Annotated in this window: 25 protein-coding genes, 1 tRNA gene and 1 pseudogene; 19 read left to right on the forward strand and 8 right to left on the reverse strand. The window is 33.4% G+C overall.

Annotated elements, in window-relative coordinates; genetic code table 11:
* The first annotated feature begins 40 nt into the window (after positions 1-40).
* From D1866_RS05140 to hsp14, 4 genes are all read left to right on the forward strand, one after another.
* Positions 41-865 (forward strand): ABC transporter ATP-binding protein, encoded by an 825-nt coding sequence (locus D1866_RS05140; RefSeq protein ID WP_152942997.1) that lies wholly within the window; start codon positions 41-43, stop codon positions 863-865.
* Complete coding sequence (locus D1866_RS05145) at positions 834-1,571, forward strand: hypothetical protein (protein WP_152942301.1); 738 nt, start codon at positions 834-836, stop codon at positions 1,569-1,571. Before D1866_RS05140 ends, D1866_RS05145 begins: the two co-directional genes overlap by 32 nt.
* Complete coding sequence (locus D1866_RS05150) at positions 1,568-2,083, forward strand: hypothetical protein (protein ID WP_152942299.1); 516 nt, start codon at positions 1,568-1,570, stop codon at positions 2,081-2,083. Before D1866_RS05145 ends, D1866_RS05150 begins: the two co-directional genes overlap by 4 nt.
* Before the next feature lie 91 nt (positions 2,084-2,174).
* Positions 2,175-2,555 (forward strand): archaeal heat shock protein Hsp14, encoded by a 381-nt coding sequence (hsp14, locus tag D1866_RS05155; RefSeq protein WP_155861072.1) that lies wholly within the window; start codon positions 2,175-2,177, stop codon positions 2,553-2,555.
* 25 nt (positions 2,556-2,580) lie between these two features.
* Here the strand turns inward: hsp14 and D1866_RS05160 are convergent, their stop codons facing one another.
* Entirely contained in the window at positions 2,581-4,041 is a 1,461-nt protein-coding gene (locus D1866_RS05160) for an ABC1 kinase family protein (protein WP_152942297.1), read from the reverse strand.
* 72 nt (positions 4,042-4,113) lie between these two features.
* On the opposite strand from D1866_RS05160, the gene D1866_RS05165 reads away from it, so the two are divergent.
* The gene (locus D1866_RS05165; protein ID WP_152942295.1) at positions 4,114-4,392 is read left to right on the forward strand and encodes a hypothetical protein; all 279 of its coding nucleotides are present in this window, start codon (positions 4,114-4,116) and stop codon (positions 4,390-4,392) included.
* A 32-nt stretch (positions 4,393-4,424) separates the two neighbouring features.
* Here the strand turns inward: D1866_RS05165 and D1866_RS05170 are convergent, their stop codons facing one another.
* Positions 4,425-5,561 (reverse strand): MFS transporter, encoded by a 1,137-nt coding sequence (locus D1866_RS05170; RefSeq protein WP_155861073.1) that lies wholly within the window; start codon positions 5,559-5,561, stop codon positions 4,425-4,427.
* 154 nt (positions 5,562-5,715) lie between these two features.
* Here D1866_RS05170 and D1866_RS05175 point away from each other — a divergent pair, with 154 nt between their 5' ends.
* The 6 genes and pseudogenes from D1866_RS05175 to D1866_RS05200 all read left to right on the forward strand — a co-directional run bounded on the left by D1866_RS05175 (position 5,716) and on the right by D1866_RS05200 (position 11,585).
* Positions 5,716-8,352 carry a thermopsin family protease gene (locus D1866_RS05175; RefSeq protein ID WP_152942293.1) on the forward strand — a complete coding sequence of 879 codons (2,637 nt, stop codon included), beginning with the start codon at positions 5,716-5,718 and terminating at the stop codon, positions 8,350-8,352.
* 82 nt (positions 8,353-8,434) lie between these two features.
* Entirely contained in the window at positions 8,435-9,064 is a 630-nt protein-coding gene (locus D1866_RS05180) for a zinc ribbon domain-containing protein (protein WP_152942291.1), read from the forward strand.
* 81 nt (positions 9,065-9,145) lie between these two features.
* On the forward strand, positions 9,146-9,382 hold the full coding sequence (locus tag D1866_RS05185) for a hypothetical protein (protein WP_152942289.1): 237 nt from the start codon (positions 9,146-9,148) through the stop codon (positions 9,380-9,382).
* 30 nt (positions 9,383-9,412) lie between these two features.
* On the forward strand, positions 9,413-10,312 hold the full coding sequence (locus D1866_RS05190) for an ABC transporter substrate-binding protein (protein ID WP_170254135.1): 900 nt from the start codon (positions 9,413-9,415) through the stop codon (positions 10,310-10,312).
* A 55-nt stretch (positions 10,313-10,367) separates the two neighbouring features.
* A tRNA-Lys gene (locus D1866_RS05195) sits at positions 10,368-10,444 on the forward strand.
* A gap of 616 nt (positions 10,445-11,060) precedes the next feature.
* Positions 11,061-11,585, forward strand: a pseudogene (locus D1866_RS05200) (PaREP1 family protein).
* Between the two features lie 272 nt (positions 11,586-11,857).
* Here the strand turns inward: D1866_RS05200 and D1866_RS13665 are convergent.
* Positions 11,858-11,992, reverse strand: coding sequence for a hypothetical protein (locus tag D1866_RS13665; RefSeq protein WP_269199650.1), 135 nt, complete (start codon positions 11,990-11,992; stop codon positions 11,858-11,860).
* 118 nt (positions 11,993-12,110) lie between these two features.
* Between D1866_RS13665 and D1866_RS05205 the strand changes: the two genes are divergently transcribed.
* Positions 12,111-13,628, forward strand: a complete 1,518-nt coding sequence (locus tag D1866_RS05205) for a 4-hydroxyphenylacetate 3-hydroxylase family protein (RefSeq protein ID WP_152942285.1) — start codon at positions 12,111-12,113, stop codon at positions 13,626-13,628.
* Positions 13,629-13,760: 132 nt separating this feature from the next.
* Here D1866_RS05205 and D1866_RS05210 read toward each other — a convergent pair whose 3' ends face one another.
* On the reverse strand, positions 13,761-14,015 hold the full coding sequence (locus D1866_RS05210; protein ID WP_152942283.1) for a hypothetical protein: 255 nt from the start codon (positions 14,013-14,015) through the stop codon (positions 13,761-13,763).
* Between the two features lie 38 nt (positions 14,016-14,053).
* Positions 14,054-14,752, reverse strand: a complete 699-nt coding sequence (locus D1866_RS05215) for a hypothetical protein (RefSeq protein ID WP_155861074.1) — start codon at positions 14,750-14,752, stop codon at positions 14,054-14,056.
* A 37-nt stretch (positions 14,753-14,789) separates the two neighbouring features.
* Between D1866_RS05215 and D1866_RS05220 the strand changes: the two genes are divergently transcribed.
* The 7 genes from D1866_RS05220 (at position 14,790) to D1866_RS05250 (ending at position 20,774) form a co-directional block, all read left to right on the forward strand.
* Positions 14,790-15,470, forward strand: coding sequence for a maleate cis-trans isomerase family protein (locus tag D1866_RS05220; RefSeq protein ID WP_152942281.1), 681 nt, complete (start codon positions 14,790-14,792; stop codon positions 15,468-15,470).
* Positions 15,471-15,504: 34 nt separating this feature from the next.
* Positions 15,505-15,924: a hypothetical protein gene (locus D1866_RS05225; RefSeq protein ID WP_152942279.1), complete on the forward strand. Its 420-nt coding sequence runs from the start codon at positions 15,505-15,507 to the stop codon at positions 15,922-15,924.
* 210 nt (positions 15,925-16,134) lie between these two features.
* Complete coding sequence (locus D1866_RS05230) at positions 16,135-17,748, forward strand: cbb3-type cytochrome c oxidase subunit I (RefSeq protein ID WP_152942277.1); 1,614 nt, start codon at positions 16,135-16,137, stop codon at positions 17,746-17,748.
* A 93-nt stretch (positions 17,749-17,841) separates the two neighbouring features.
* On the forward strand, positions 17,842-19,095 hold the full coding sequence (locus D1866_RS05235) for a phytoene desaturase family protein (protein ID WP_152942275.1): 1,254 nt from the start codon (positions 17,842-17,844) through the stop codon (positions 19,093-19,095).
* Positions 19,096-19,131: 36 nt separating this feature from the next.
* Positions 19,132-19,470, forward strand: coding sequence for an inosine/xanthosine triphosphatase (locus D1866_RS05240; protein ID WP_152942273.1), 339 nt, complete (start codon positions 19,132-19,134; stop codon positions 19,468-19,470).
* Positions 19,471-19,503: 33 nt separating this feature from the next.
* Entirely contained in the window at positions 19,504-19,656 is a 153-nt protein-coding gene (locus tag D1866_RS05245) for an inosine/xanthosine triphosphatase (protein ID WP_152942271.1), read from the forward strand.
* Positions 19,657-19,682: 26 nt separating this feature from the next.
* Positions 19,683-20,774: a hypothetical protein gene (locus D1866_RS05250; RefSeq protein WP_152942269.1), complete on the forward strand. Its 1,092-nt coding sequence runs from the start codon at positions 19,683-19,685 to the stop codon at positions 20,772-20,774.
* A 13-nt stretch (positions 20,775-20,787) separates the two neighbouring features.
* Here D1866_RS05250 and D1866_RS05255 read toward each other — a convergent pair whose 3' ends face one another.
* The 3 genes from D1866_RS05255 to D1866_RS05265 form a co-directional block, all read right to left on the reverse strand.
* Complete coding sequence (locus D1866_RS05255) at positions 20,788-21,306, reverse strand: hypothetical protein (protein ID WP_152942267.1); 519 nt, start codon at positions 21,304-21,306, stop codon at positions 20,788-20,790.
* On the reverse strand, positions 21,303-21,692 hold the full coding sequence (locus D1866_RS05260; protein ID WP_152942265.1) for a cupin domain-containing protein: 390 nt from the start codon (positions 21,690-21,692) through the stop codon (positions 21,303-21,305). Before D1866_RS05260 ends, D1866_RS05255 begins: the two co-directional genes overlap by 4 nt.
* A gap of 191 nt (positions 21,693-21,883) precedes the next feature.
* The gene (locus D1866_RS05265; protein ID WP_152942263.1) at positions 21,884-22,945 is read right to left on the reverse strand and encodes a hypothetical protein; all 1,062 of its coding nucleotides are present in this window, start codon (positions 22,943-22,945) and stop codon (positions 21,884-21,886) included.
* Positions 22,946-23,040: the final 95 nt, after the last annotated feature.

A 23,040-nucleotide genomic window follows, 5' to 3' on the forward strand; every position in this document is an offset into this window, starting at 1 on the left:
TCTCACGCTATTAAATAGTGTGATATTTATAGAAAATTTGATGAAAACTTTTGATGGAAGAGAAGTTCTTAAAGGGGTTTCCTTTGAAGTAAAGAAGGGTTCTATAACAGGATTTATAGGCCCAAACGGTGCCGGAAAAACTACTACAATAAAGATCATTGCAGGATTAATAAGAAAATCTGGAGGAAGAGTTGAGGTCTTAGGAGAAGATCCTTGGGATAATCCTAAAGTTCATGAGAAGATGTCAGTAATCTTTACTAATTTAGTTTACCCTCAAGAAAATACCGTGGAAGAATATTTAAAAGACATAGGTAGGATTTACGGTGCTAATATTACTGACTTTGTTGACGAATTCAAACTTAAGGATCATCTTAAGAAAAAGCTTTCGCAACTATCTTCCGGGCTAGCACAAAGAGTCCAACTAGTTGCTTCGCTTATAAAAAACCCTGAGTTAATCATTGCTGATGAACCTACTGCAAATCTAGATCCACCTGCTAGGATAGAATTCTATGAAGAAGTCAAGAAGCTAAATAATCAAGGAGTTACGTTCTTTATTTCATCCCACATCTTGTCAGAATTGGAGAAAATAATTACTGACGTAGTGTTCATAAACGAAGGTAAGGTCACTTTCCAAGGTAAAATAGAGAAAGCTCTAAAGGAAGCTGAGGAAGAAGAGATACTGCTGGTAGTCAACGATCCTGAAAAGGCAATAAAGATAATAGGAGGAAAAATTGAAGGCTCTTATATAAAGGTTAAAGGAAAAGTTAGAGATATAGTTGATAGATTAGATGACGCAGGAGTTGAAATAATAAGCTTAAGAAGGTCGTCATTAGATGATGCGTTCAAGAAATTATCAAATATTTAGCGTAATTTTTAAAGAAAGATTTAGGGAGCCTACTTTAGAGTTCATAATTCCATTAATGTTCTCCTCTAATGTATTTATTAATGCATTCTATGAAAGAGGAAATTTTACAATTTATGGCATAATCTTGGCTTTTATTCCTTTAATCAGCGTCTCAGAAACCATAGCCTTTGCCTTAGCTTTACGCAACATAATATTCGTAACTGGAGATCATATTTATAGGGGTTCAATAATTTCATTTTTAACCTTACCTATAAAGAGAACTAATCTTTTCCTCATGATGTATTTTTCAGATGTAATAACTCCTTATATAATATGGTTAACTACAACTGAAGCATATATATTAATGTCTGGAATCCCTGTCCCTCAATTTCTAATATTAATTTATACTATAGGATATTTCTTTACCGAAAACATAATACTGAGTATAGCTTTAACGTTCAAAAGTGCAGGCATTGCTACATTGCTTTCCAGCTTTATAATAGGCTTATTCTTCATATTTGGAGGAATGTTAAATTATTATGAGCTAATTCAAGGCTACCACGTGTTAGGAATAACTTCATCACTAAATCCTTATGTCCTCCTCCTATACGAGGCTGTAAACAGAAAAACTTTGCCTTGCATATATGAAGGAATCACAATAGAGCTCATAATTGCTATACTTACCTTTTTCTTCTCATTAAATAAATTTAAGAGGCTAGAAATATGATAAGGGGAATATTATTATCTATTGGAATTACTTTAATTTCTTTGTCACTGCTTTCTATAACATCACCGATATCTAATACGTTAGTAGTAACTAAACCGTATTGCATATCAATTCCTTCAACAGCAAAAGTTATTGCATCAATATACGAGAATTCAACTAACGTAACTGTTTACGTTAAGATAATTCATGGCAATTTTACTAAAATAATTAGACCGCCTTGTACTATCATGTTAACTCAGGGGAAATGGGTATTTGAAGTTTACAACGAAACTTACCCAAAAATTTCCTACCGAAGTATAAACGAAACAATAATAGAGAAGAATGTAACCATTATTATACAGAAAACAGTAAATTATACAAATATAGTGACAACAAATAATGCAACATATCCTATTTATGTTAGACTATATATTAAATGTATGAAAATACTAAAATTTCAGGAGCTCTCTGAAATACTAGGTATAATTATGATTGTTTCGAGCGTCTTTTTGTATTTAAGAAAACGTTTTTAACTATGAATGGAATTTTTAATTATATGAGACTACTTAGATGGTATTTAATTTATAAAATCTTGGCATTCTTCCTTAGAAGAGGTGGAAAGAAGTGAGTCTAACAAGTTACGTTAAAAAAGAAATATCTAAAAAGATAGAGGAGTTAAGTAGAAGCTTTTATGAGAACGTTCTACCTCCTGTTGACATCTACGAAGAAGGAGGATATCTAAATATTGACGTTGATTTACCTGGCTTTCAAAAGGATAAAATTCACTTAAGGTTAACCTCATCTAATGAAATAGTAATTGAAGCAGAAAGAGAACTTCCAGAAGGTGGCGTAAAATACTTAACTCAAAGACCAAAAAGGCTATCTAGGGTTATTAGATTACCAGTTGCGGTAAAAAAAGACTCGCAAGTTACCGCAAAATATGAGAACGGAGTTCTTCATATATCAATTCCGGTAGAAGGAACTACTACTATAAAGATAGAATAAATCTTTTTATTTTATTATTATTTTTCTATCTTTTTATTATTAGTGATAATATTATCAATAGTAAGGCTAAAGTGACATCCTTTGTAAAAATGTAGGATAATATAGACAGTATCGCAATTCCTAAACTTAAATAATATTCACCTCCAGTATTGTTCTTCCTCTCTATCACCGGTCTCTCAAGCAACGATGTCCTAAACTTCCTAACAAAGGAAGATAACGTATCTTTAACTTGGTCAATTAAGGCTGGTATTACTAGATCTTCTTCTTCTATTAACTTAACTAGATTTGAAAAGAAATTAAACTCAGGGTAAATAGTAATGCACGTACCACCTAGTGTTGAAGTAGTCCTAATATAAAGTACAAGCTTTTGGGGTAATCTGAGTGGAAATCTGTAAAACACCTCGTTTGCAGCACTTATAAAATCTTCAACTTCTAACGTTTCTGGCGTAACTCCTTGAAACGTTTTAAGGAAAAGTTCTATACCCTTAGCTAATAGCTCTCTATCTGCCTCTGGCTGAATTGCACCAAGTTCGTCTAAAACTTTGACTAGTTCTATTCCGTCCAGCCTAGTTAAAGCCACGTAAGCTCTAACTAATTTATTTCTAGTATCTTTATCCATTTTACCTACCATTCCGAAATCATAAAGTACTAAATTGCCTTCATCATCAACTCCTATATTTCCTGGATGAGGGTCGGCATGAAAATATTCCTTTTCAAGTAACATTACCATAAACGTCCTAAATACCTTATATGATAAAGTCTCTGGCGGTATGATTTTCTTTGCCTCTTCAGAAGTTACCTTATACGATTTAACGTACTCCATTATTAAAACTCTCTTTGTTGCGTAAATAGGTTGTGGAATTTTAACGTCAGGAAAGTTTAATTCCTCTTTTATTTTCCTCATGTAGAATTCCTCCTTGGTAAAGTCCATTTCATCAAAAATTCTGGACGAAAAGTCATCAATTATTGCCTTAGCACTCTCATAGAAAGATTCATCAAAGATGTACTTAAGGAAAGGGACTAAAGTTTTCATCACCTTTATGTCTTGCTCAACTTCCTTCCTTATATTAGGTCTATTAACCTTCAGTACGACTTTTTTACCATCAAGTTCTGCCAAGTAAACTTGAGCAATACTTGCTGAAGCTATTGGATTTGGATTAATATTTAGCCTCTTTAGAAGTTCGTCTCCTAGATCTTCCTTAATCTCTTCATAAACTTCCTCCCAAGGTGAAGGAGGTACGTTATCTTGTAGTCTAGATAAGACCTTCAAGTAGGCCTCTGGAAGTAAGTCAGAATGAACTGACAATATCTGTCCAAGTTTAATGAATGCAGGACCAAGAGAAACTAAAGTATTTAACATTTTTTCTGCTTCTTTTTCAACTTCCTTTTCGTCCACTTTTTTATTTTCTAAAGTTAATCTCCTATAATGTCTAAGCATAAGGACTCGTGGAAGCAACTTAAAACCAACGTAGAGCGTTCTAAACATGAATTTTATTATTCTTAAAAGATATTAAATATACGCTCTCTCTTTTATTAACCTCTAAAGTAAAATTGTATCATGGAATGGAAAATAACGAGTAAAAAGCTTGCAGTAGATGATAAAAAAGATTACTCTTGTCTTGTAGATGATATAGCAAATTCGGATAAAATAAAAGAATTAAGTAAAAAATACAATATATCAGAAAACACTATTCATGAATTTATCTCACAACTTCTAATAAAAGTTTTCAAGGAGAAGAAAAATACTGAGGAGGAAATAATAGAAAAATTTTCAATGCCTAGAGAAATAGTTGAAGAAGTTAAGAGGCAAGCTTCCTCTTCTCTCTTCCTCCAATAAAATTTTAATTATTTTTAATGCACTTCTTGTTTTTAGAGGCCCCGTCTGATTTGTGACGAACCTTCAGCGGGCTGAGCATGATGAAATATTCCATATAAAGTCACTGCGCCTATTGTTGAAGAAATGATTACAAATAAATAAGCTAAGAATGGACTTATTAGAAATAGATAGTTAAATATTACGCTACCTAGAAAGCCTGCTACAGCTTTCCCAGTATACAATATTCCATTATTTACAGTAGAATATCTAGTCCCAAAAACTATTCCAGATACATTAAAATACAAAGTTGTTACAGCACCTCCAGCTAAGCCTATTATTACAACTGCAGGAATAATTTGACTGAACAAGAGAGAAGCTCCTCCCAGTATTATGATTGTATCTACTATTACAGTAGTTTTTATTACTCCTAATTTATCAGCAATATGGCCAAATATTGGCCTTCCAGAACCGCTTAATATCGGAAAAATTGAAATCAATATCGACAGCTCTTGAAAAGGCAAGGCTTTACCAATTATTGATAAGGAAGACGAAATAACGAGTAAAGGAACAGTTGCAGTAACAAAGGATAAATAAATAAGCCAGAAAGTTCTACTTAATACTGCCTCTTTAGGTGATTTTCCGCTCTCTAATGTAGGATATTCAATAAGCAAGGAAAGTATTGGGAGAATTATCAATTCTGTTAATCCTATAATAAGAGTTACTAATCTAAAATTTCCTGACATTAGTATAAAGGGGTCAGCTAAAGCCGAACCTAATCCAATACCTAAAGAGACTAAACCAGTAGCAAAGGCCATTCTCTTTTTGAACCATTTAACTGCAAGATTTGAAGCTATCCCATAAAGTATTCCTTCACCTATGCTACCTAAAGACCAGAATATGAAAAAAATGTAAACGCTTGGAGAGAAAGAAGTTCCTAAGAATCCTAAAGCAGAGAGTATTGATGAAAGTAACGCAACTTTTCTAGGCCCAATTTTATCTGCAAAATTTCCTCCTAATGGTTGAAAGCCGGAAGAGAATATTGTAAATAAGGAGAATCCAAGAGAAATTTCAACTATACTGACGTTAAATCCTTCCCTCAATAAAGGCTCTAAAGCATTCCACGAGTATTGGTATAATGAATTAAAAGACATTATTATGAAACCTATTATAATAAATTTCTCCTTTCTCACAGGAATAATTTAAGTCAATAATATAAATGTTTTTACTCTTTATTCATGAATATACAATATAAATTTCTCAATTTTACTTTCTACTTTATATTTAACATAGTTTATTACATTTTTAGATACAAGACTTAAATATCATTTTTATATAAATCTCTATATGTCAAGAGAGATCCTCTTTTTGGCACTTATTATTCTTACAGTTATTACACCCTTGGGCATCTGCAATTTTCATGTGGTTCAGCGAATACCAGGGGAACCTCCACCTGTAATAAAAACTTACGCTGTAGCTTATCCTATTTTTGAAAAGTATGTATCCTTAAATAATTGTTCTCAAGAAATTATTGTTCAAGATAATTGTCCTGGCATTTATTGTTTATATGTTTTCACTCCTCAAACATATTGTTTATGGAGTTTAGGTCATTCTGAAAATGCCATTTTTTCAACTGAAATAACTAAAGGCACATACGTTATTCCATTAAATAAAGGCAATTACGTTGTAGTAATAAACCATTTCTTAGGTAAGGATAGCAACATCAATGTAAACGTTGCACCTAGGTCTTTTTGTTCCTTTATAATGTCTAATAGATTAGCTTCTCCTAAAGGTATTGTTTCTTATGGGATTTATGATTATTCAGGAGAATTACAGAATTATTGCATAAGAACTAGCTCAATATTGGGTTATTTTAATATTTCTTGTTTTGAGCCTAAAGGATGCTTGGCAAGTTTACAATTAAATGCCGTTCTTTTAATTAATGGTGGCAATGATTATGAATACTTCCTGCAAAATATTATTAAATTTGAGAACTGCTTCCACTGGTTTTACTTAGAAGATAATATATGGAATTTCAGTTCGTATAGAGCAAACATCTATCACGTAGAAGGAAAAGGTATTATAAACAGTTATTGTAATAGAACATATTATTGTTATTCTCCACCATGCCTTTATGATATTAAATATAGCTTACCTCTTGCTGGATACTTAATAATCAACGTAACTACAGTTCAAGGAAAAGGAGTATATGTCACGTTCGGTTTTTCTAGCATTCAAAATGGACAAGAAATACTTCCACCCATATTTACTTACTACGATAAAGTATTCATAAGTTGCCCTAACGTTAATTCCGCATGTATTGTAATAAAGCCTGACTTTACTAAGAGCTTAAACGCGTTTTCTGCAGGTTTAGTTTTCGGATCATATGAGCAACTTTCTACAGTCAAGTTTAATAATTTAAATTCTACACTAGCGTTACTTTATTGTAATCAAGGATGGAAACCAGTACCATCATTTTTCTCCTATTGCGTAAACAGTCTAGAAAGCGCCTGCAATTTGAATTTTAAAGCAGCTAGCTCTAAGATTCTTGTTTCAACTAATGTCCAATGCCCTAACAGTGTAATTGATATGCCACGAGTTAGCGTTCCCTTCACTTTTATAGATTATAACGGTAAGCCAATTTATATTGAAAAACCATTTAACATTAGTTTACCGCAAACAATCTATATATGTAAGAACGAAAAGCAATGCCTTTATAAAATATGTTTATGCATAAATGGAATTAGACAACAAATAAATGATGGATATATAATTTATCCTAGATGTTACTTTATTTCAATCAACGTTACAGCGTTTTACAATACATATTATTTTATAAGGATATTATATCCAAATGGAACATTCTGTTCATGGTTCCTAAGCTGTTCAAAAATATGTTTACCGAAAATAATTCAGGTATGTAAATTTATTAGATATAACTTGAATCAAAGCCCAACAATCGTAGTAAGAGGGCCATTAAATATTACTCCATACTATGAATTACAATACCTTGTCATAATTAATCTGCCAAATAATAAAACACAACAGGAATGGATAAATAATGGTACAATAATACAAATACCAAAAACAATATATGTAAATGATGAAACTAGGTATTACATATTATCACCAAATGAAATCAAGGTTGTAGGGCCATTAAATATTACTCCATACTATGAATTACAATACCTTGTTAAGCTTATACTACCAAACGGAACAGAAGAAGAATGGATAAATAATGGTACAATAATACAAATACCAAAAACAATATATGTAAACTCTACAAGTAGATACTATTTAAATTCTACGTATAACTCGGTTATAATAAATAAACCCATAATAATAGAACCTAATTATAAATTGCAGTACCTTGTTAAGCTTATACTACCAAACGGAACAGAAGAAGAATGGATAGATTCCCATTCCGATTTAATATTGCCAAAAATAATCCAAATTAATGATACTAGATATATATTAAGCGAACAAAATAATATAATAGAAATCTTGAACTGTCGTGTTTTATGCCCCAAATACGATGTATATTACCTTGTTAAGCTTATACTACCAAACGGAACAGAAGAAACATGGATAAAGGATGGTTGTGTAATAATTTTGCCTCAGTATATTTATATTTCAAGTTATGAGAGATATGTGTTAAATTCAACACAATTCGTTATAGTTCACTCACCGTTAGTTATTCACCCTGAATACATTAAACAATATTTGATTAATATTAATGGTATATATTATTGGTATAATCAAGGTGCTAAAGTTCTCATTAAAATAGCTACTACACCGTTCTTCATAGTAAAATGGGTAGGATCCATAAAAGTAACTAACGGAGAAATAATAACCATTAATGGACCCCTTAAGCTTAAAGCAGAAATACTGATAAATCCATTATTTGAATATCTTGGTATAGCCGGTATAATAGCTATAATAGTACTTGCTATCACTAATGTAATTAGACATAAATCCAAGTGATTCCCATTTTAATATTATAACAGTATTTAATTGTTTATTATCTCATAAAATTTATAAATATAAATAATATAAAGTCTATGTTATGGTTAAATACTGTCCTAGGTGCGGAACCCAGGTCCCAGATGATGCAAGGTTCTGTCCTAAGTGCGGATTTGATTTTTCCACAATACAGCAAAACTTAAAACAGACAATTCAGCCACAAATTCAACCGTTAATCGATACTGCAACTAAGGTATCTAGATATATACCAACATTAACCAAATATGGCAGATTTTTATTAATATCATCTATTATGTTAGAAGGATTGGCAACAATTTTATTCGGAATCTACACATATAAATATAATATACTTGGAATAACAACTATACCTCTACTAATAATCTCTGCTATATTTTATTTGATTGCTCCTATTTTTTCACTTTACTCTAAAGGAATAAACATTAGTAAAATAACTATATTATTAGAGTTATTTGCCTTTTTATTATTGGCAATAACATATATAATTACAGCAAGAGAAATAGGCTTTAATGCGTCATTTTACGGAGTTAGATTTTATTCAAGTACAACTCCAGGCGTGATGATGCTTATAGGCATTATATTAATAATACTCACAATGCTCATGGACTCTGGACAATTATTAAATTCGGTAATTCAAATTCTAGGAATAATTTTAATTTATGCATTTACATTTAATTCTAATTACGACTTCTAATCATCCTTTTGGGGAATAGCTGCAACTATAATACTAGCATTTAACTTAATTCCCTTTTTCTATAGAGGAAACTATACGTCAATGACACTAGCTTTAGGCTACAGTTCTGCTATACTAATATTCACAATAGGATTAATAATTACTGGAAGCTCACAAATATCAATTCCATTACCTACTCCAAACTCAATACTATTTGCCGTTTATGTTACTTTGATTACTGCTGGAAGTATAGCAATATTAACTGGAATAATTGGAATTCTAGACGCAATATTTATACTAGTTTATGCGTTAATAATGAAATCGCTTCCACCAATGTGATTTTTTAATATGTATGGATACTCTATTCATATGAAAAGAATTGTAACGCTTGATCCTGCAACTACGGAAATAGTGGCATTTCTAGACGGAACATCAAGAATTGTAGGAGTACCAGAAGACGCTGATTATCCAGTAGAAGTTAAACAGAAAGTAAAGGTGACTAGAAAACTTGTTAACGTAGATAACTCATTACCATCAGAAGTAATCGACGAAATAGTTAGACAGCACATTAAGGAAAGAAAACCTTTGCACGAAGCACTTTGGAACAAGATTTACGAGCTAGAACCAGACTTAATAGTAGGCCAAGGAATTTGCGAAGTTTGCGCTTTACCATCTATATCCTCTTTAGATAGAGAAAAAATAGTAACGATGCCTAAAAAATACAGAATTTCGAGAATGGAAGTTTTCAATCCTTCTACATTCATGGATATACCTAAGGAAACAATGAAGATAGCTAAAATTCTAGGAAGAGAAAGAAAAGCTGAGGAACTTAAAGAACAATTTGAGAAAAGCATAGAAGAGACCAAGGGAATTGCAAAGGGCACTAAAACTGTGGTAATAGAATGGATAAAACCAATACACCTCATAGGTAAATGGGTTTCTGACATGGTTAATTTAATGGGTTCAAAGCCCTTAGCTAGACCAGGAGGACATGGAGGAATATTCGATTGGGAAGTAATAAGAGAGTTCAACCCAGATTACCTTATAATATCACCCTGCAGTTTCTCCGTCAATAGATCCTTAATGGAAATTGAGAAGATTACTACTTTACCTGGTTATAGCGACTTAAATGCAGTAAAGCAAGATCATGTTTACGTTTTAGAACCTCTTTATGCTAGGGCGTCTCAAAGAACGCTAGAATTCTTGAATGCCTTAAAGGAAATATATACTACAGGAGAAGTTGAAAGAAAATATGGGATAAGGCTTTAGTCTTTAAGTAATTACGGAAACTTTTTAAGCAATGTATGAACAGAATTTTTTAGCTGGGCCCGTAGCTCAGCTAGGTAGAGCGGCGGGCTTTTAACCCGTAGGTCCCGGGTTCGAATCCCGGCGGGCCCGCCACACCTACGCTCTACTTTTAGAGAATTTTTACAAAAAGTGGGGTTAAGAGGAAGCCTCGCCAGATGGATAGCCCCGTGTTTAAATCTTTTAGTGACGCTAAGACGCTCCTTACTGAATAGGACTGTGGGAGGAGCAACCAGTATCTCTTAAGGGACTAGAGCTCAGCAATGATCTCTCTGGGGCTTTCTGACTACCCCGACTGCTAAATGAGAGATGTAATCCTGGATCGATGGTGGGAACGATGAACCACTCACAGAGGAACCCTCGCCTCTGTGAGGCGGAAAGGAGTCAGCTTCGTGCAACAGTCTATGTTAAATTTGTAACTATGTAGAATATATAGAGGTTACATTTTATGCAGGAATTTATGTAAGTAAATATTAAGAATAAGAGGTAATGATTACATTATGTCCATACTCGTAGCAGATAAGGATAGTGTTATTTGATATAAGTAGATTTCAGACTACAAAGAAACAGCCTAGGAGAATAAACTAATTTGCATCCTTAAATAGACGATTTTATCGACTTTTTAGTTAGTAAAAAATTGATAAGCAATATTTAGGCCATAGTTTATTATTAATAACTAATCGTTTTTTAACTTTGATAAAAAGGTATAACTATGGAGAAGGATCTTTATAGGGTTGGAGAAGACTACGTTGAAGCCAGAATAATTGAAAGCTTATCTGACTTACTTCTATCCCTTACTTTATGGAAGGAAGGGTATACTAGAAACTCTGCAGGAAAAGCTTTTGGTGCAGTAAAAGCACTTTTGAGTGCACTAATAGTAATTAATGAAGATAAATTGATTAACTTAGCTAAGGACGACCAAGAGAGGAAGTGGATTAAAAAGAAGGGGCACGTAGTTCCAACGCACGGCATGTATGGTTTAGCGCAAATGTTAAGGTAGATAGGAATTGACATTGTAAACCTTGTGAGGATTGCTTTAGACCTTCATGAATATCAATATAATGGTTTTGAGCCCGGCTTTAGTAAATATAGTAAGAAGGAGGAGGTACTCGAGGATTTAATTACCGTAGTGAAGGAGACTAAGAAGGTAATAGAGTCATATTTCGCAAAGTATGAGGTTAAAGAAGTTTCAGAAAAGATTGATGAACTACTAAAGGGGCTAGAAGAAGGTAAATGAGAAAGAAGCAATCACACGCAGAAGATCTAGAAAAGTTCCTTAAGAGTAAGATAGGAAAGTTGAAGGAGTTAGTTCAAATTTATTACTACCGAGTTTTTCCCTTGTTACACATCTTATGAGTAATTAAAATCATTCTCGCCCTTTTAACTATTCTGTGAAAGCTGGCAATAATGAAGAAAAATTTACTCTCCACCGTCACGAGTAGTAGTATTATTAAATAAAAATAAATAATAAAAATAACAAAATAATAAAAACTCTCTGATATTAGCTATTTATTCTTGCTTTTTCTTACCTTTCTTTGGAATTACTCTTTCAGCTTCTTCCTTTACTTTCTCTCCAGCTTTTTCTGCTTCTTTCGCTACGTCCTTAGTTGCATCTTCTATTTTTTTAGTTATTTTCTTTGCCATTAAAGATATGCTTCTCTATACTGGTAAAAAAGGTTTTCTAAAGATGATAAACATAAGTTTTTTTCATTTAAGAAAAGCTTATACTAAAATTTAAAAACTTTAAATCCCAATATAGCTCATGGGAATTAGAACTGGACAGGAATATTTAGATTCAATTAAGGTAAGAAATAAGGTAGAAATCTACGTAATGGGCAAGGAAGTTAAAGACGTAACTACTAATCCCTTCCTAAAGCCCGCAGTTTTAGCTTTTAAGGCAACATTTGATTCAGCATGGGACGAGGACACAAAGGATTTAGCTAGAGTTTGGAGCCCTTTCATTAACGAGGAAGTTAATAGGTTTAATCACATTCATAGATCACCAGAAGATCTAGCGGCAAAAGTAAAACTTCTGAGAAAAATAAGCCACAAGGTTGGAGCATGCTTCCAAAGATGCGTAGGATACGACGCGCTAAACACTCTTTATATAATAACGGAATTAATGGCACAACACGGAAAAACTGAACCGAAGGAGAGATTTATAGAATACTTAAAGACCGTGCAAAAGAAGGATTTAGCTTTAGCAGGAGCAATGACTGACGCAAAAGGAGTAAGGACTCTAAAACCTCACGAACAGCCCAATAAGAACGCTTACGTAAGGATTACTGAAGTTACTAAAGACGGTATTTACGTTTCAGGAGCAAAAGCGAACATTACCGGAGTTGCTGCTAGTGAAGAAATTGTAGTTTTACCTACAAGGGCAATGGGTCCAGAAGACCAAGATTATGCAGTTGCTTTCTCAATTCCTACCGATACTGAAGGAATAAAAATAATTGTTGGAAGGCAATTAAACGACGCAAGAAGGCTTGAAGGCGGAGAAATAGATGCATTACCTTACTTTTACAACCACGAAGGATTAATTATATTCGATAACGTGTTCGTACCCATGGAAAGAGTCTTCCTAATGAGGGATTGGCAATACACAAGCCAATTAGTTGAAATATTCTCAGCTTATCACAGACAAGGATACGGAGGATGTAAAGCGGGATTAGGAGACGTAATAATTGGTGCTACTTACAATTTAGCTAAGCAAATAGGGATCGAAAAAGCTCCCCACGTTCAAGACAAGATTAATGAGGAAATATTCCTCACAGAAACGATGTATGCTGCTGGAATTGCAGCAAGCTTAAACGGGATTGAGGTTTGTCCAGGCTGTTGGTGGGTTAACCCAATGCAGGCTAACGTCACAAAGCATTTAGTTACTAGATTCCCTTCACAGATAGCTCAATTAGCAATTGATATTGCCGGAGGAATATTAGGAACTGCTCCAAGTGAATGGGATTTGAAGAATCCTAAGATTAAGGAATTATTGGCAAAGTACTTACAAGGAGTTGAGGGATACACTGCAGAAGATAGGATAAGGATGGTTAGACTACTGGAAAACGTAGCTTTAGGAGTCGCTTTCCTGATAGAATCAGTTCACGGTGCTGGGAGTCCAGCAGCTCAACGTATAATGTTCAGCAGGCTATACAATTTAAGCTATGCAGAGGAAGTTGCTAAAAGATTGGCAGGGATGAAATCAAACGTTAAGTTTACAAAGAAGGTTGAACCTTGGAAGGAATCTGAAACGGAAAAATTAGCTAAAGAGGCTGAGAAGTAACTGCTAGCGGTGGAAAATAAAAGTGGTTATAAAAACATCAGAAATGGCCTACCTATTTTCCTTGCAGTAATATCTTTACGTGATATCTTATACAATCCATGTATCTGTCGTGTTTTCTTTCTCTGTTTAACACTATACGAACTTGTTTGAGAGTATTTTTCTTGCATACTCAACGCTTAGATCAGAGGACTTTAATAACCCAGTAATATCGGGATTAAAGAATCCTAGGTCTTGTTCCTTAAGGGAGAATATAAAATCCCTAGTTTCTTCTTTCCACGAGTTAATTATTCTCCTTACTTCGTCACAGCTTATATTCAACGTCTTCGCTATGAAAATTACCGGCTTATTATGGCATCTCCAGTAAGCTATTTCCTTTTCTAAATCCATGAGAAGAAAAATACCAGAGTAAGTTTAACGCTTTTCTATTAGCCTGATCTCCTTAATTTTTCGAACAATAACCAGGAGGCTTGTGAGGCAGACTCCAAAGACCTCATTGTGGGATAAAGGTTCCATTCAAATTCTCCGTGAGCTAATAAATTCCTTACGTTAATCGCTAACCTAAAAACTAAGCTAGTCTTATCATCCATAAACCTTTCAGCCCAGGCTAAAAGGGAACCTTGAGAATAGGGAAACACCTCGCCGTTAACTTTTACCTTATATTTACTCCAGCCCTTCCTTTTTAGGAGTAATTTAAGCTTACGATAATCCAGGTTCTTTACCTTAACCTTAGTTTTACCATATTTTATATATTCGGCCTTCTTTAACCATTCACTATATAAGGCCCTCAAAGACATTTCCATAACTAAGTAAATTTCTAAAGTAGCTATTTCGTTAAATCCCCCTATTTCTAAGAGTTTGATTGCCCCGGATTGTATTTTTCTAACCTTTTCCGGTAAATCGTCATGTATTTCTCCCGGGCCCAGGATTATATAAGGAATATTTGCTAAAAATACTCCTACCACATCCTTCTTTTTATCAACTTTTATCTTCTCTTCTCCATCTATTATCACATACTTATCCTTATATTCAATTTTATCTAAAACTTCGTCAAGTATTTCATCATCTCCAGATTTCTTATACTGGAAGAAATCGTCAATTGCTCTGATAATTTTTTTCTTTAACACAAATAGTTTTATCTAAATTGGCATTATAATCTTATCCATGCCTGGAGGAAGAGGTAGAATAGGAGTAATTATTCCAGCAAATAACGCTGCAATGGAATACGACTTGTGGAAAATGGCTCCAGAAGGAGTTACAATACACGTTACCAGAATGAAGCCTACAAAGGGTTGTGAGCCTACTGACGTTGAGGCTTTTAGACAGGAAATTAAGGAAACTTACTACTTACTCCACGAAGTTTCCGACGTAATAATTTACGGTAGAACTTACGGGACTCATAAGCACGGAAACATTATTAAGGAAATAATTAAGGATGTGGTAATACCCGAAGAGGCTGTGGTCGAAGTACTAAGAAAGTTAGGAGTTAAGAAGGTTTGGGTGGGTACTCCTTATATAAAGGAGAGGACTTTGGAGGAAGTATCATGGATAAAATCGCAAGGATTTGATGTAACTGGCTTTGACGGTCTAGGTAAGATTAAGGGTGTTGATATTTCAAATACTCCGGTATTTACAATCTACAGATTAGTTAAAAGGAATTTGGAAGACGTACTTAAGGCAGATGCTGCTTACATTGCTTGCACAGCATTATCAACTTTTGAGGCATCACAATACTTGCACGAAGATTTGGGAATGCCTATTATAACAGAAAACGTTGCAGCAATGTGGAAGGCTTTGCAAAAGATTAAAGTGAAAGGTATTACGCCAGGGTTTGAATTAAGATAGAAAACTTTTATAATGATAGAATGTAATGATGTCTGTGAATAGAATAATAATAGGAATCTTGCTGATGCTGATATCTATTTCGGCATTAGTATTTTGTTCACAAGACCATTATAAGGAAGTAAAATTGAACCCAAATGATGGATACACGATGAGAATTAACTCGCCAATAACCTTCATTTATTACAAAATATGTGGAGGAAACGTTAGCCTAAGAATTATTAATGGATCTGTTATAAATACTTATGGGGCAAACGGGAAATACATTGCTTTGGTTAAAAGTAATGGTCAAAACAGCTTGCTAGTATTTTTAAATAACGATAATCAAAGTATAAGCATAGTTAAGTACACTGTAGAAGCCTTATGCAATAGTAAATTCTATGAATTCCTTTTCTCTGTCCTATTGTTCATAATAGGAGCAGGAGTAGTTCTAGTTGAAATAAGAAATAGGAAATAATTACTTGCTTTAGTCACTCTGTATTCTAGTTTATTATATCTTTTCTCATTAAAAATACATTTATTCTAGTTTTTATTTATTCATTACAGACAATGGTAACAATGTAAACTTAGTTTAGATAGCTCTCTAAAAAGATTTATAAAAAAGTTAGAAAACGTATATATTTCGGACGATATAAAAAATATATTCCCTAAATGTTCATTAACACGTATGAGTTCGGTTTCAAAAGGTTTAATTAACTTAGTTAATGCAGTACTCCAGCTAGATAAAGACTGGGTAAGCAGAATAACGATGGCTATGATAGTACTGAGCTTAATCTGGGGAATTCTAGGAATTATTGATGCGTTAATGGTGAGAATTCAAGAACTAAGTTGGGGAGTCTCTCAGACTCTTGTTCTAACTTCACAAGAGTATTATGCAGGAATAGGATTACACGCAATGAGAGACTTATTCGGCTTTGCAGTACAGTTAGAAATTGCGATCTTCGTATTTCTATCTTATAAGATATTACACTTCCAACCAAGAGCAAAGTGGTTCCTTAACATTGGATTCATATTATTTAACATAGCATTCATGTTACTTGAAGGACCAATAGTCGCGTATCCGACATTCAACGATAATTACTTCCCAGCAGAAAGCTGGTATTATTTATCACCCTATGGATTACCTGCATATTCACAAGACATAGTATCTCCGCTATGGTTCTTCGGCTGGGAATTAATGGATATAGGTGTTTACATATACGTTATATGGATAATTTACCATTACTACCTTGCAACTAAGACGTACAAAGAAAAACTACCAATATTTGGAGTCTTCGTGTTAATGACATCATTAATGATAGCAATAGGATGGAGCGGAGAAGTTGCAGCTAATACATGGGACATATTAAACTACTATGGGCTTGTAGGGCTAAACGTAATATCTAACCAGATCGCCTTCGGAATATTATGGCACTCAATCGTTTACATAAGCTGGATGCCGGCAGTTGGCGCAATGTATTACTTAATACCACTCTTAGCAGGAAGACCTGTATATAGTGACAGAATGGGAAGAATTGCAGCACTCCTATACTTAGTATTCTCTAACAACGTGCCAATACACCACTTATACATGGTAGACTTACCAGTATATCTAAAGTTCCTAGAGGAGATTTTAACATTCGGAGTAGTTGTACCGTCAATGATGACGTTCTTCAACTTATGGGCAACAGTTAAAGGAGCACAAGTAAAGATGAACTTGATTACGGCATGGATATCAATTAGCTTTGCTGGAGCAATAGCTGCTGGAGTAACAGGGATTGCAAACGGTGATATAAGCTTTGACGCAATAATCCACGATAGCATGTGGGTAGTTGGGCACTTCCACGCAATGATATTCTGGTCAATTGTTCCAGCAGGATTTGCCACTCTCTATTATATGATACCTCTACTCACCGGTAGAATGTGGTATTCAACTAAGCTGGGCTGGATTCATCTAGTAGGTTACATGATAGGAACAACTATGGTGATAGTAGGATTTGACGCATTAGGACTAGCAGGACTAGTAAGAAAGGCTGAAATTTACCCCTTAGTTCCCGCCTACGTTACTCCAGAAATAATAGCAAGCTTAGGAGCAATGATTGCTGATATCTCAACCCTATTATGGTTAGGAAACCTAGTATTAACACTATTAAAAGGAAAGACTCAGAACTTTGAAGGAGTAAGCTTAGATAATGCAGTATCATTCATAGCTTCAACGTTAGAAGCACCAAGATTAGATAAGATAGAAGTGTCTTTACAGAGCTTAAAGTCAGCATTAATAAGGGCATTTGAAAAGAAATAAAGTCAACACAATTTAGTTTATTATATTTTCTTCTTTTTCTTCCCTCCTTCTTATTATGAAAGCTTCTTTTTCCTAAAATCAATCATATACTGCATGAGAGCAATAATAATAGGTGCAGGACATAACGGACTTATTGCATCTTACTATTTAAGAAAGGCAGGCTTTGATGTATTAATTTTTGATAATAAATTCGGAGGAATGACAGATACTACGTCAATAAAAGGAGTCAAAGTAAGTAGAGCGTCTTACGTCCTGGGTTTAATGCCCAAAAAATTCATAGATGAATTTGAAATTCCAGTAATTGAACAAGACCCAATACAAACAATATGGTTAGAAGATAGGATAATTCCGTTCTGGAGGGATAGGGAAAAGAGAATAAAGGAATTGATAAACGCGGGGGAAGATAAGTTTCCGGAATTTGAAGAGAAGATATTCAAATTTAAGAAACTTCTGGAGGAAAAGTTTACCTTTGTAACTACTCCTCCTTCAGAAAAAGAGGTTATAGAAGAAGCGAAAAATGCCGGAATAGAAGACGTTATGAGACCTTCAAAAGAGTTCCTATCAAAGTACCTTTCGAGAGATCTACATAATTTCTTCATTTATCCTGGAATGGAAGATTCTCCCGCATATTTAGTAGCTTACTTTTACGATGATTGGTCTTTCGTAAAAGGCGGTATGGGAACAGTTGCTGAGAAGATCTTTGAGAAGGCTAACAAGCTAGGAGTTAATTTCGTGAGCGAAAAGGTGAATAAAATTCTTGTTGAACATGATAAAGCAGTAGGAGTTAAGGTTGGAGATAAGGTTTACAAGGCAGACGTTATTTTATCTACAGCAAGTCCTGCTGAAACGATGAAATTAGCTGAATATAATCATAAATTTACTCTAGGTAAAAATAAATGGGTAAAATATAATGTGATCTTTAAGGAATTTCCTAAGGTAGATGAGAGGATAAAGACTTTCGTTAATTCAATAATAGACTTTGAAGGAGGCGAAGTCGTAATTCCTTCAACAGTTGACGACAGAGGAGGAATAGTAATGGAATTCATGGGTAACTATGAAGAAGTGATTGAAAAGTTCAAAGGCGAAATAGTTTACGTAGATAAATTAAACGCAAGAATTGCGGAAGAGATTTATAATTTACCTTCAGGTAATTTAAACCATTTACCAATGAGGGAACCGTATTTATTTGACGGTAGGCCGGAGAAAGGTTGGGGGTATAAAACTCCTATAAAGGACTTATACTTAGGAGGAGCTGGAACTTACCCTGGAGGCCAGGTCTCTGGCATACCGGGTTATAATTCAGCAAGGCTAATAATTAAGGAGAAGTTGGGAAAGGATTTTGCTTAAATGGAAGCTTTTTAATTTCTCCTTTAATACAATTTTATGAAATTTTACTTAGGAACTACTAGCAAACTAAAGATTTCCGCAGTTGAGGAAGTGCTTAAGAACTACGTAACTGATTACGAAATTTTAGCATTTAATTCTCCTTCAGGAGTCCCTATAACTCCATGGAATGAGGATATTATAAAAGGCGCAAGAAATAGAGCGGAAAATTTGAGGAAGAAATTTCTTGACAATGACGGGATATATGTAGGTTTAGAAAGTGGACTAGTAGAGAGGTTTGGCAGTGTATACGAAGAAACCTGGTGTGTAATAATTTTTAGGGAAAAAGAATTTTCAGCATATTCCAGCGGTTTGAGATTACCTTCAGAAATTGTTTAGAAAATTAGACAAGGAATTCCTCATAGTGATATTATGGACGAGATTTTGAGAAAATTTAATTCCTCACCAAAAGACACTTGGGGATTATATACTAAGTTTAAGTTAACAAGGAAATGCGAAATAAAAGAAGCTTTTAGGAATGCACTCGTAATGATGCTAACTTGTGAACATGCCTCAATTATTTAATATCTAAAGTGGTAAAGCAAAGGGTTATGAAGCGAATAGCCTTAACTGCTTTAATATCTAGGATCGCCAATAATATTATACTCACATTATCGCCAGTAATTGCTAAGATTGATTATCATTTTCCGTTGGGAAGTCTAGGAATAATAGAGGCAATTGTATTAGTTTCTATTATAATATCAATGTTGTCGATAAATCTTATTTACTCAAGAGAAATTCTACTCCTATCTTTTATTCTCTTGTCAATTTCGTTAATTTTACTTAACATGCATAATGTGAGCATTTTCTTCTTTTCTTTAATCCTTGCAGGCATATCGTTTGGAGTAATTATTCCTTCAATGACTACTATTGCCTCAAGCATTGCTGACGATTACCATTCAAACGCGAGATTGCTTAAAATGTACACGTTCGGTTTAAGTATAGGTGCAGTAATTAGTGCACTTTTAGAGGCGATCTCGCTTGGAGACATTGCTCTTCTCTTGATGGTTATTTCTGCCTTAAATCTTTACAATGCATATTTTTACTACTTAAATTTTAGGAATAAAGCAAAAAAGTCCATGATTTCTTTTCGCATAATATTTAATAAAAGGCTTTGGATCGCAAATATGATCAGTTTACCTTACGATATACCAATAGCATTCATTAACGTTTATCTAGCTTTGTTAGCTCATTATTATTATCACGTGAGTATTTCGCTTGGTTTCTTGTATTTCTTCGTATTCCTTTCAGTAGCGTCATTATCTAGGTATCTTATTTATAGGCTTGAGTTAGAAGAAAGTAAAATGAGGATTTTCAGCGCTGTGACGACAATTTTAGGTTCTATTTTGTTAATTGTCAATAATCCTTTCTTTCTACTTTTTGGCATAATATTTCTAGGATTTCCGCATGGATTATTATTGACTTTGTCCAGTTTAGTTATAGCGAGAGAATTTAAAGACGAGAAAGATAAGAACTTAGCTAATTCGATAAACCTGCTTTTTCATTATGCTGTGTTTATAATAACTCCTTTAATAATAGGTTTATTTATAAATATAAGCATATTTTATGGCATATTAGCTTTCGTATTGCTATCTATAGGTTCTTCCTTGTTACTTATGAGTAAGAATAATTATACAAATTGATCATGAAATCAATTTAGTATTTCTTGAGAAATCTAGAAATCAAGTTGATTATTCCTACAGCTAATGAAAACCAGTACGTAAATGTCGGATAACTTTGTATAAGCATTGTTATTTGATATCCTGAGTCTGTAAATTCTACGCTTTCCTGTCCTATAATGAAAAATGGATAAGTAACGCCTTGAATAAAGTGTGAAAGTATGTAATTAAATATTATGTAAATTATCACCGGATCTAGAATGTAGAATAGTGAAGCCCATGCTATTAGTAAGTAATTTCTTTTCTCTCCTCTTCTAAGAATAAGATATAGGAAATACAGGGAAACAGCTATAACATAAAATCTGAACGCAAAAAGTATCATATTAATAAAATTGGAAATATACAAATACTGGCCTTCAAAGTAAATATTTAAAAGAAATAAGGAATCATCAATCTTAACAATTCCTCCTACAGAATATGTCCACCAACAGTAAGGTAAGAGTGCCACAACTACGTTTAGTATTAAAGCCAATGTAGATAAGGGATATTTTATCATATTGTCTCACTTGTGCAAACAGTAACATTAAGGAAATGTAATTTAATAAAGACCGTACAATCATCATTTTTGATATTACTGTAGAATTCATGATAATTATTGACTTGTAACGTAATATTCTCAGCTGTCTGTGCCGGAATAACTGCTGAACTAGGTAAACTTATTTCTTTTCCATTTATACTGCAAACTACGACAGGGAAATTTTCAGGATTATTTATGCATACTTCTAATTTATTACCTTCTGCAAAGAAAGACATCTTTGGTTGACTGAAAATATTGATGTTGGAAAGTTGTGAGATCCCTTGATTTAATGAGTTCAAGGCGTTCATAAAAATTAGTTCAATTGCTAGAACTGCAATAAATGCTATAAGTCCTACAGTTTTCACATCATCTTCTTAGCCTTTCTAGTAAAAAACTTTTTGCAGTTAGAACTGCTGATTCGAGAATATGCTAACAGTTAACAAATTTTATCGTTATGTTTATTATATCTACATATTCTATGCCAATAATTGCCTTCAACTTAAATAATAGCTATTTATTATGGTATTACTTAAAGATAATTTTTAGATTACTCTTTTCATTTTACTCTTCTTCTATAGTTTACCTCTTTTATTTCCTCCCATTTTATCTTCCTTTTATTTTCAACTTCGGAATATAAAATGAACAAATGTTTAGGGAAATCAGAATAATCGTTAACCTTAACTATCAATTCTCCAGTTAAGTATTTCAGAACGTCTATTAAATCTGGCGCTCTAAAGGGAATTTTCCTCCTTAAGAATTCCTTTACAGCATTTATATACTCTTCAATAAAATCATTAGCTATAATAGTATATCTACCTTCTCTAGGGGGATATAGGTAAACACCATAAGTTATAAGTCCTCCTCTAATAATCTCAAAAGGATGGCCTCCACAGTGTGCTTTGCTATTCCTCCAAATTTTAAATGCCTCCTTATCGTCTAATGGCAAATCAATCATTCCACAATCTCTGCCGTCTGCATAAGACTTATATAATTCCTTGAGATCCTTATCGACATTGAGCCCGTTAGCCTCATAAACTATTTTAACAACCTCAAGATAATCTCTTAAGGTTATATCATCTGACGGAAGTTTGTTTTTCAAATTGTCCTTGTATTGTTTAATGATTTGTTTAGCTTCTTCATTACTCATTTTAGGTTTTGTAACATATTTCAGTTTAACTTCTCCTACTAAGTAATGCTTGTATATGTCATCGGCGGATATAAAGATGGGATCTTGATGCTGAAGTTTCATGAATTCATAAACTCTCATTATTAATGAATTATAACATGCTGGCAGTTCTTCGTCTCCTTTTCCAATTTTTATTCCACCTTTAGTATGAACGAAGAATTCATATTCATCAAACTCCTTAAGGTAGCAAAATCCCGTAGGGACGAACTTTAATTTGTCCTTAACTTTAACTGGTAAAAAGAGGTAAAAATAACACCTAACATAATCATCTTCTCTTGTAGGATAAATATAATTCTCCATTTCTTTTAACAAGTTATAAATTTTAGTACTTTTAAAGGTAATTTCTCTCAAATAATTGAAGTCAATGAGATAAAGGATTAACGGGTATTTTTCAATTATCTCCCAAATCCTCTTCTCTTTTTCTGTATTCATGTCAATATCTCACATATTTTAAAAGAAGAGAGTAAAAAGAAACATATAAGTTGATCGCAATTGCAAGATTACTAGATAAACTTAATTGAACAAGT

The organism is Acidianus ambivalens, assembly GCF_009729015.1.
Classification (GTDB): Archaea; Thermoproteota; Thermoprotei_A; order Sulfolobales; family Sulfolobaceae; genus Acidianus; species Acidianus ambivalens.

What these genes read in the sequence shown, in the direction of transcription:
- D1866_RS05140 (WP_152942997.1), top strand. Translation starts at nt 41, where the DNA reads ATGAAAACTTTTGATGGAAGAGAAGTTCTTAAAGGGGTTTCCTTTGAA.
- D1866_RS05145 (WP_152942301.1), top strand. Translation starts at nt 834, where the DNA reads ATGATGCGTTCAAGAAATTATCAAATATTTAGCGTAATTTTTAAAGAA.
- D1866_RS05150 (WP_152942299.1), top strand. Translation starts at nt 1,568, where the DNA reads ATGATAAGGGGAATATTATTATCTATTGGAATTACTTTAATTTCTTTG.
- D1866_RS05160 (WP_152942297.1), bottom strand. Translation starts at nt 4,041, where the DNA reads ATGTTTAGAACGCTCTACGTTGGTTTTAAGTTGCTTCCACGAGTCCTT.
- D1866_RS05165 (WP_152942295.1), top strand. Translation starts at nt 4,114, where the DNA reads ATGGAATGGAAAATAACGAGTAAAAAGCTTGCAGTAGATGATAAAAAA.
- D1866_RS05175 (WP_152942293.1), top strand. Translation starts at nt 5,716, where the DNA reads ATGTCAAGAGAGATCCTCTTTTTGGCACTTATTATTCTTACAGTTATT.
- D1866_RS05180 (WP_152942291.1), top strand. Translation starts at nt 8,435, where the DNA reads ATGGTTAAATACTGTCCTAGGTGCGGAACCCAGGTCCCAGATGATGCA.
- D1866_RS05185 (WP_152942289.1), top strand. Translation starts at nt 9,146, where the DNA reads ATGACACTAGCTTTAGGCTACAGTTCTGCTATACTAATATTCACAATA.
- D1866_RS05190 (WP_170254135.1), top strand. Translation starts at nt 9,413, where the DNA reads ATGAAAAGAATTGTAACGCTTGATCCTGCAACTACGGAAATAGTGGCA.
- D1866_RS13665 (WP_269199650.1), bottom strand. Translation starts at nt 11,992, where the DNA reads ATGGCAAAGAAAATAACTAAAAAAATAGAAGATGCAACTAAGGACGTA.
- D1866_RS05205 (WP_152942285.1), top strand. Translation starts at nt 12,111, where the DNA reads ATGGGAATTAGAACTGGACAGGAATATTTAGATTCAATTAAGGTAAGA.
- D1866_RS05210 (WP_152942283.1), bottom strand. Translation starts at nt 14,015, where the DNA reads ATGGATTTAGAAAAGGAAATAGCTTACTGGAGATGCCATAATAAGCCG.
- D1866_RS05220 (WP_152942281.1), top strand. Translation starts at nt 14,790, where the DNA reads ATGCCTGGAGGAAGAGGTAGAATAGGAGTAATTATTCCAGCAAATAAC.
- D1866_RS05230 (WP_152942277.1), top strand. Translation starts at nt 16,135, where the DNA reads ATGAGTTCGGTTTCAAAAGGTTTAATTAACTTAGTTAATGCAGTACTC.
- D1866_RS05235 (WP_152942275.1), top strand. Translation starts at nt 17,842, where the DNA reads ATGAGAGCAATAATAATAGGTGCAGGACATAACGGACTTATTGCATCT.
- D1866_RS05240 (WP_152942273.1), top strand. Translation starts at nt 19,132, where the DNA reads ATGAAATTTTACTTAGGAACTACTAGCAAACTAAAGATTTCCGCAGTT.
- D1866_RS05245 (WP_152942271.1), top strand. Translation starts at nt 19,504, where the DNA reads ATGGACGAGATTTTGAGAAAATTTAATTCCTCACCAAAAGACACTTGG.
- D1866_RS05250 (WP_152942269.1), top strand. Translation starts at nt 19,683, where the DNA reads ATGAAGCGAATAGCCTTAACTGCTTTAATATCTAGGATCGCCAATAAT.
- D1866_RS05255 (WP_152942267.1), bottom strand. Translation starts at nt 21,306, where the DNA reads ATGATAAAATATCCCTTATCTACATTGGCTTTAATACTAAACGTAGTT.
- D1866_RS05265 (WP_152942263.1), bottom strand. Translation starts at nt 22,945, where the DNA reads ATGAATACAGAAAAAGAGAAGAGGATTTGGGAGATAATTGAAAAATAC.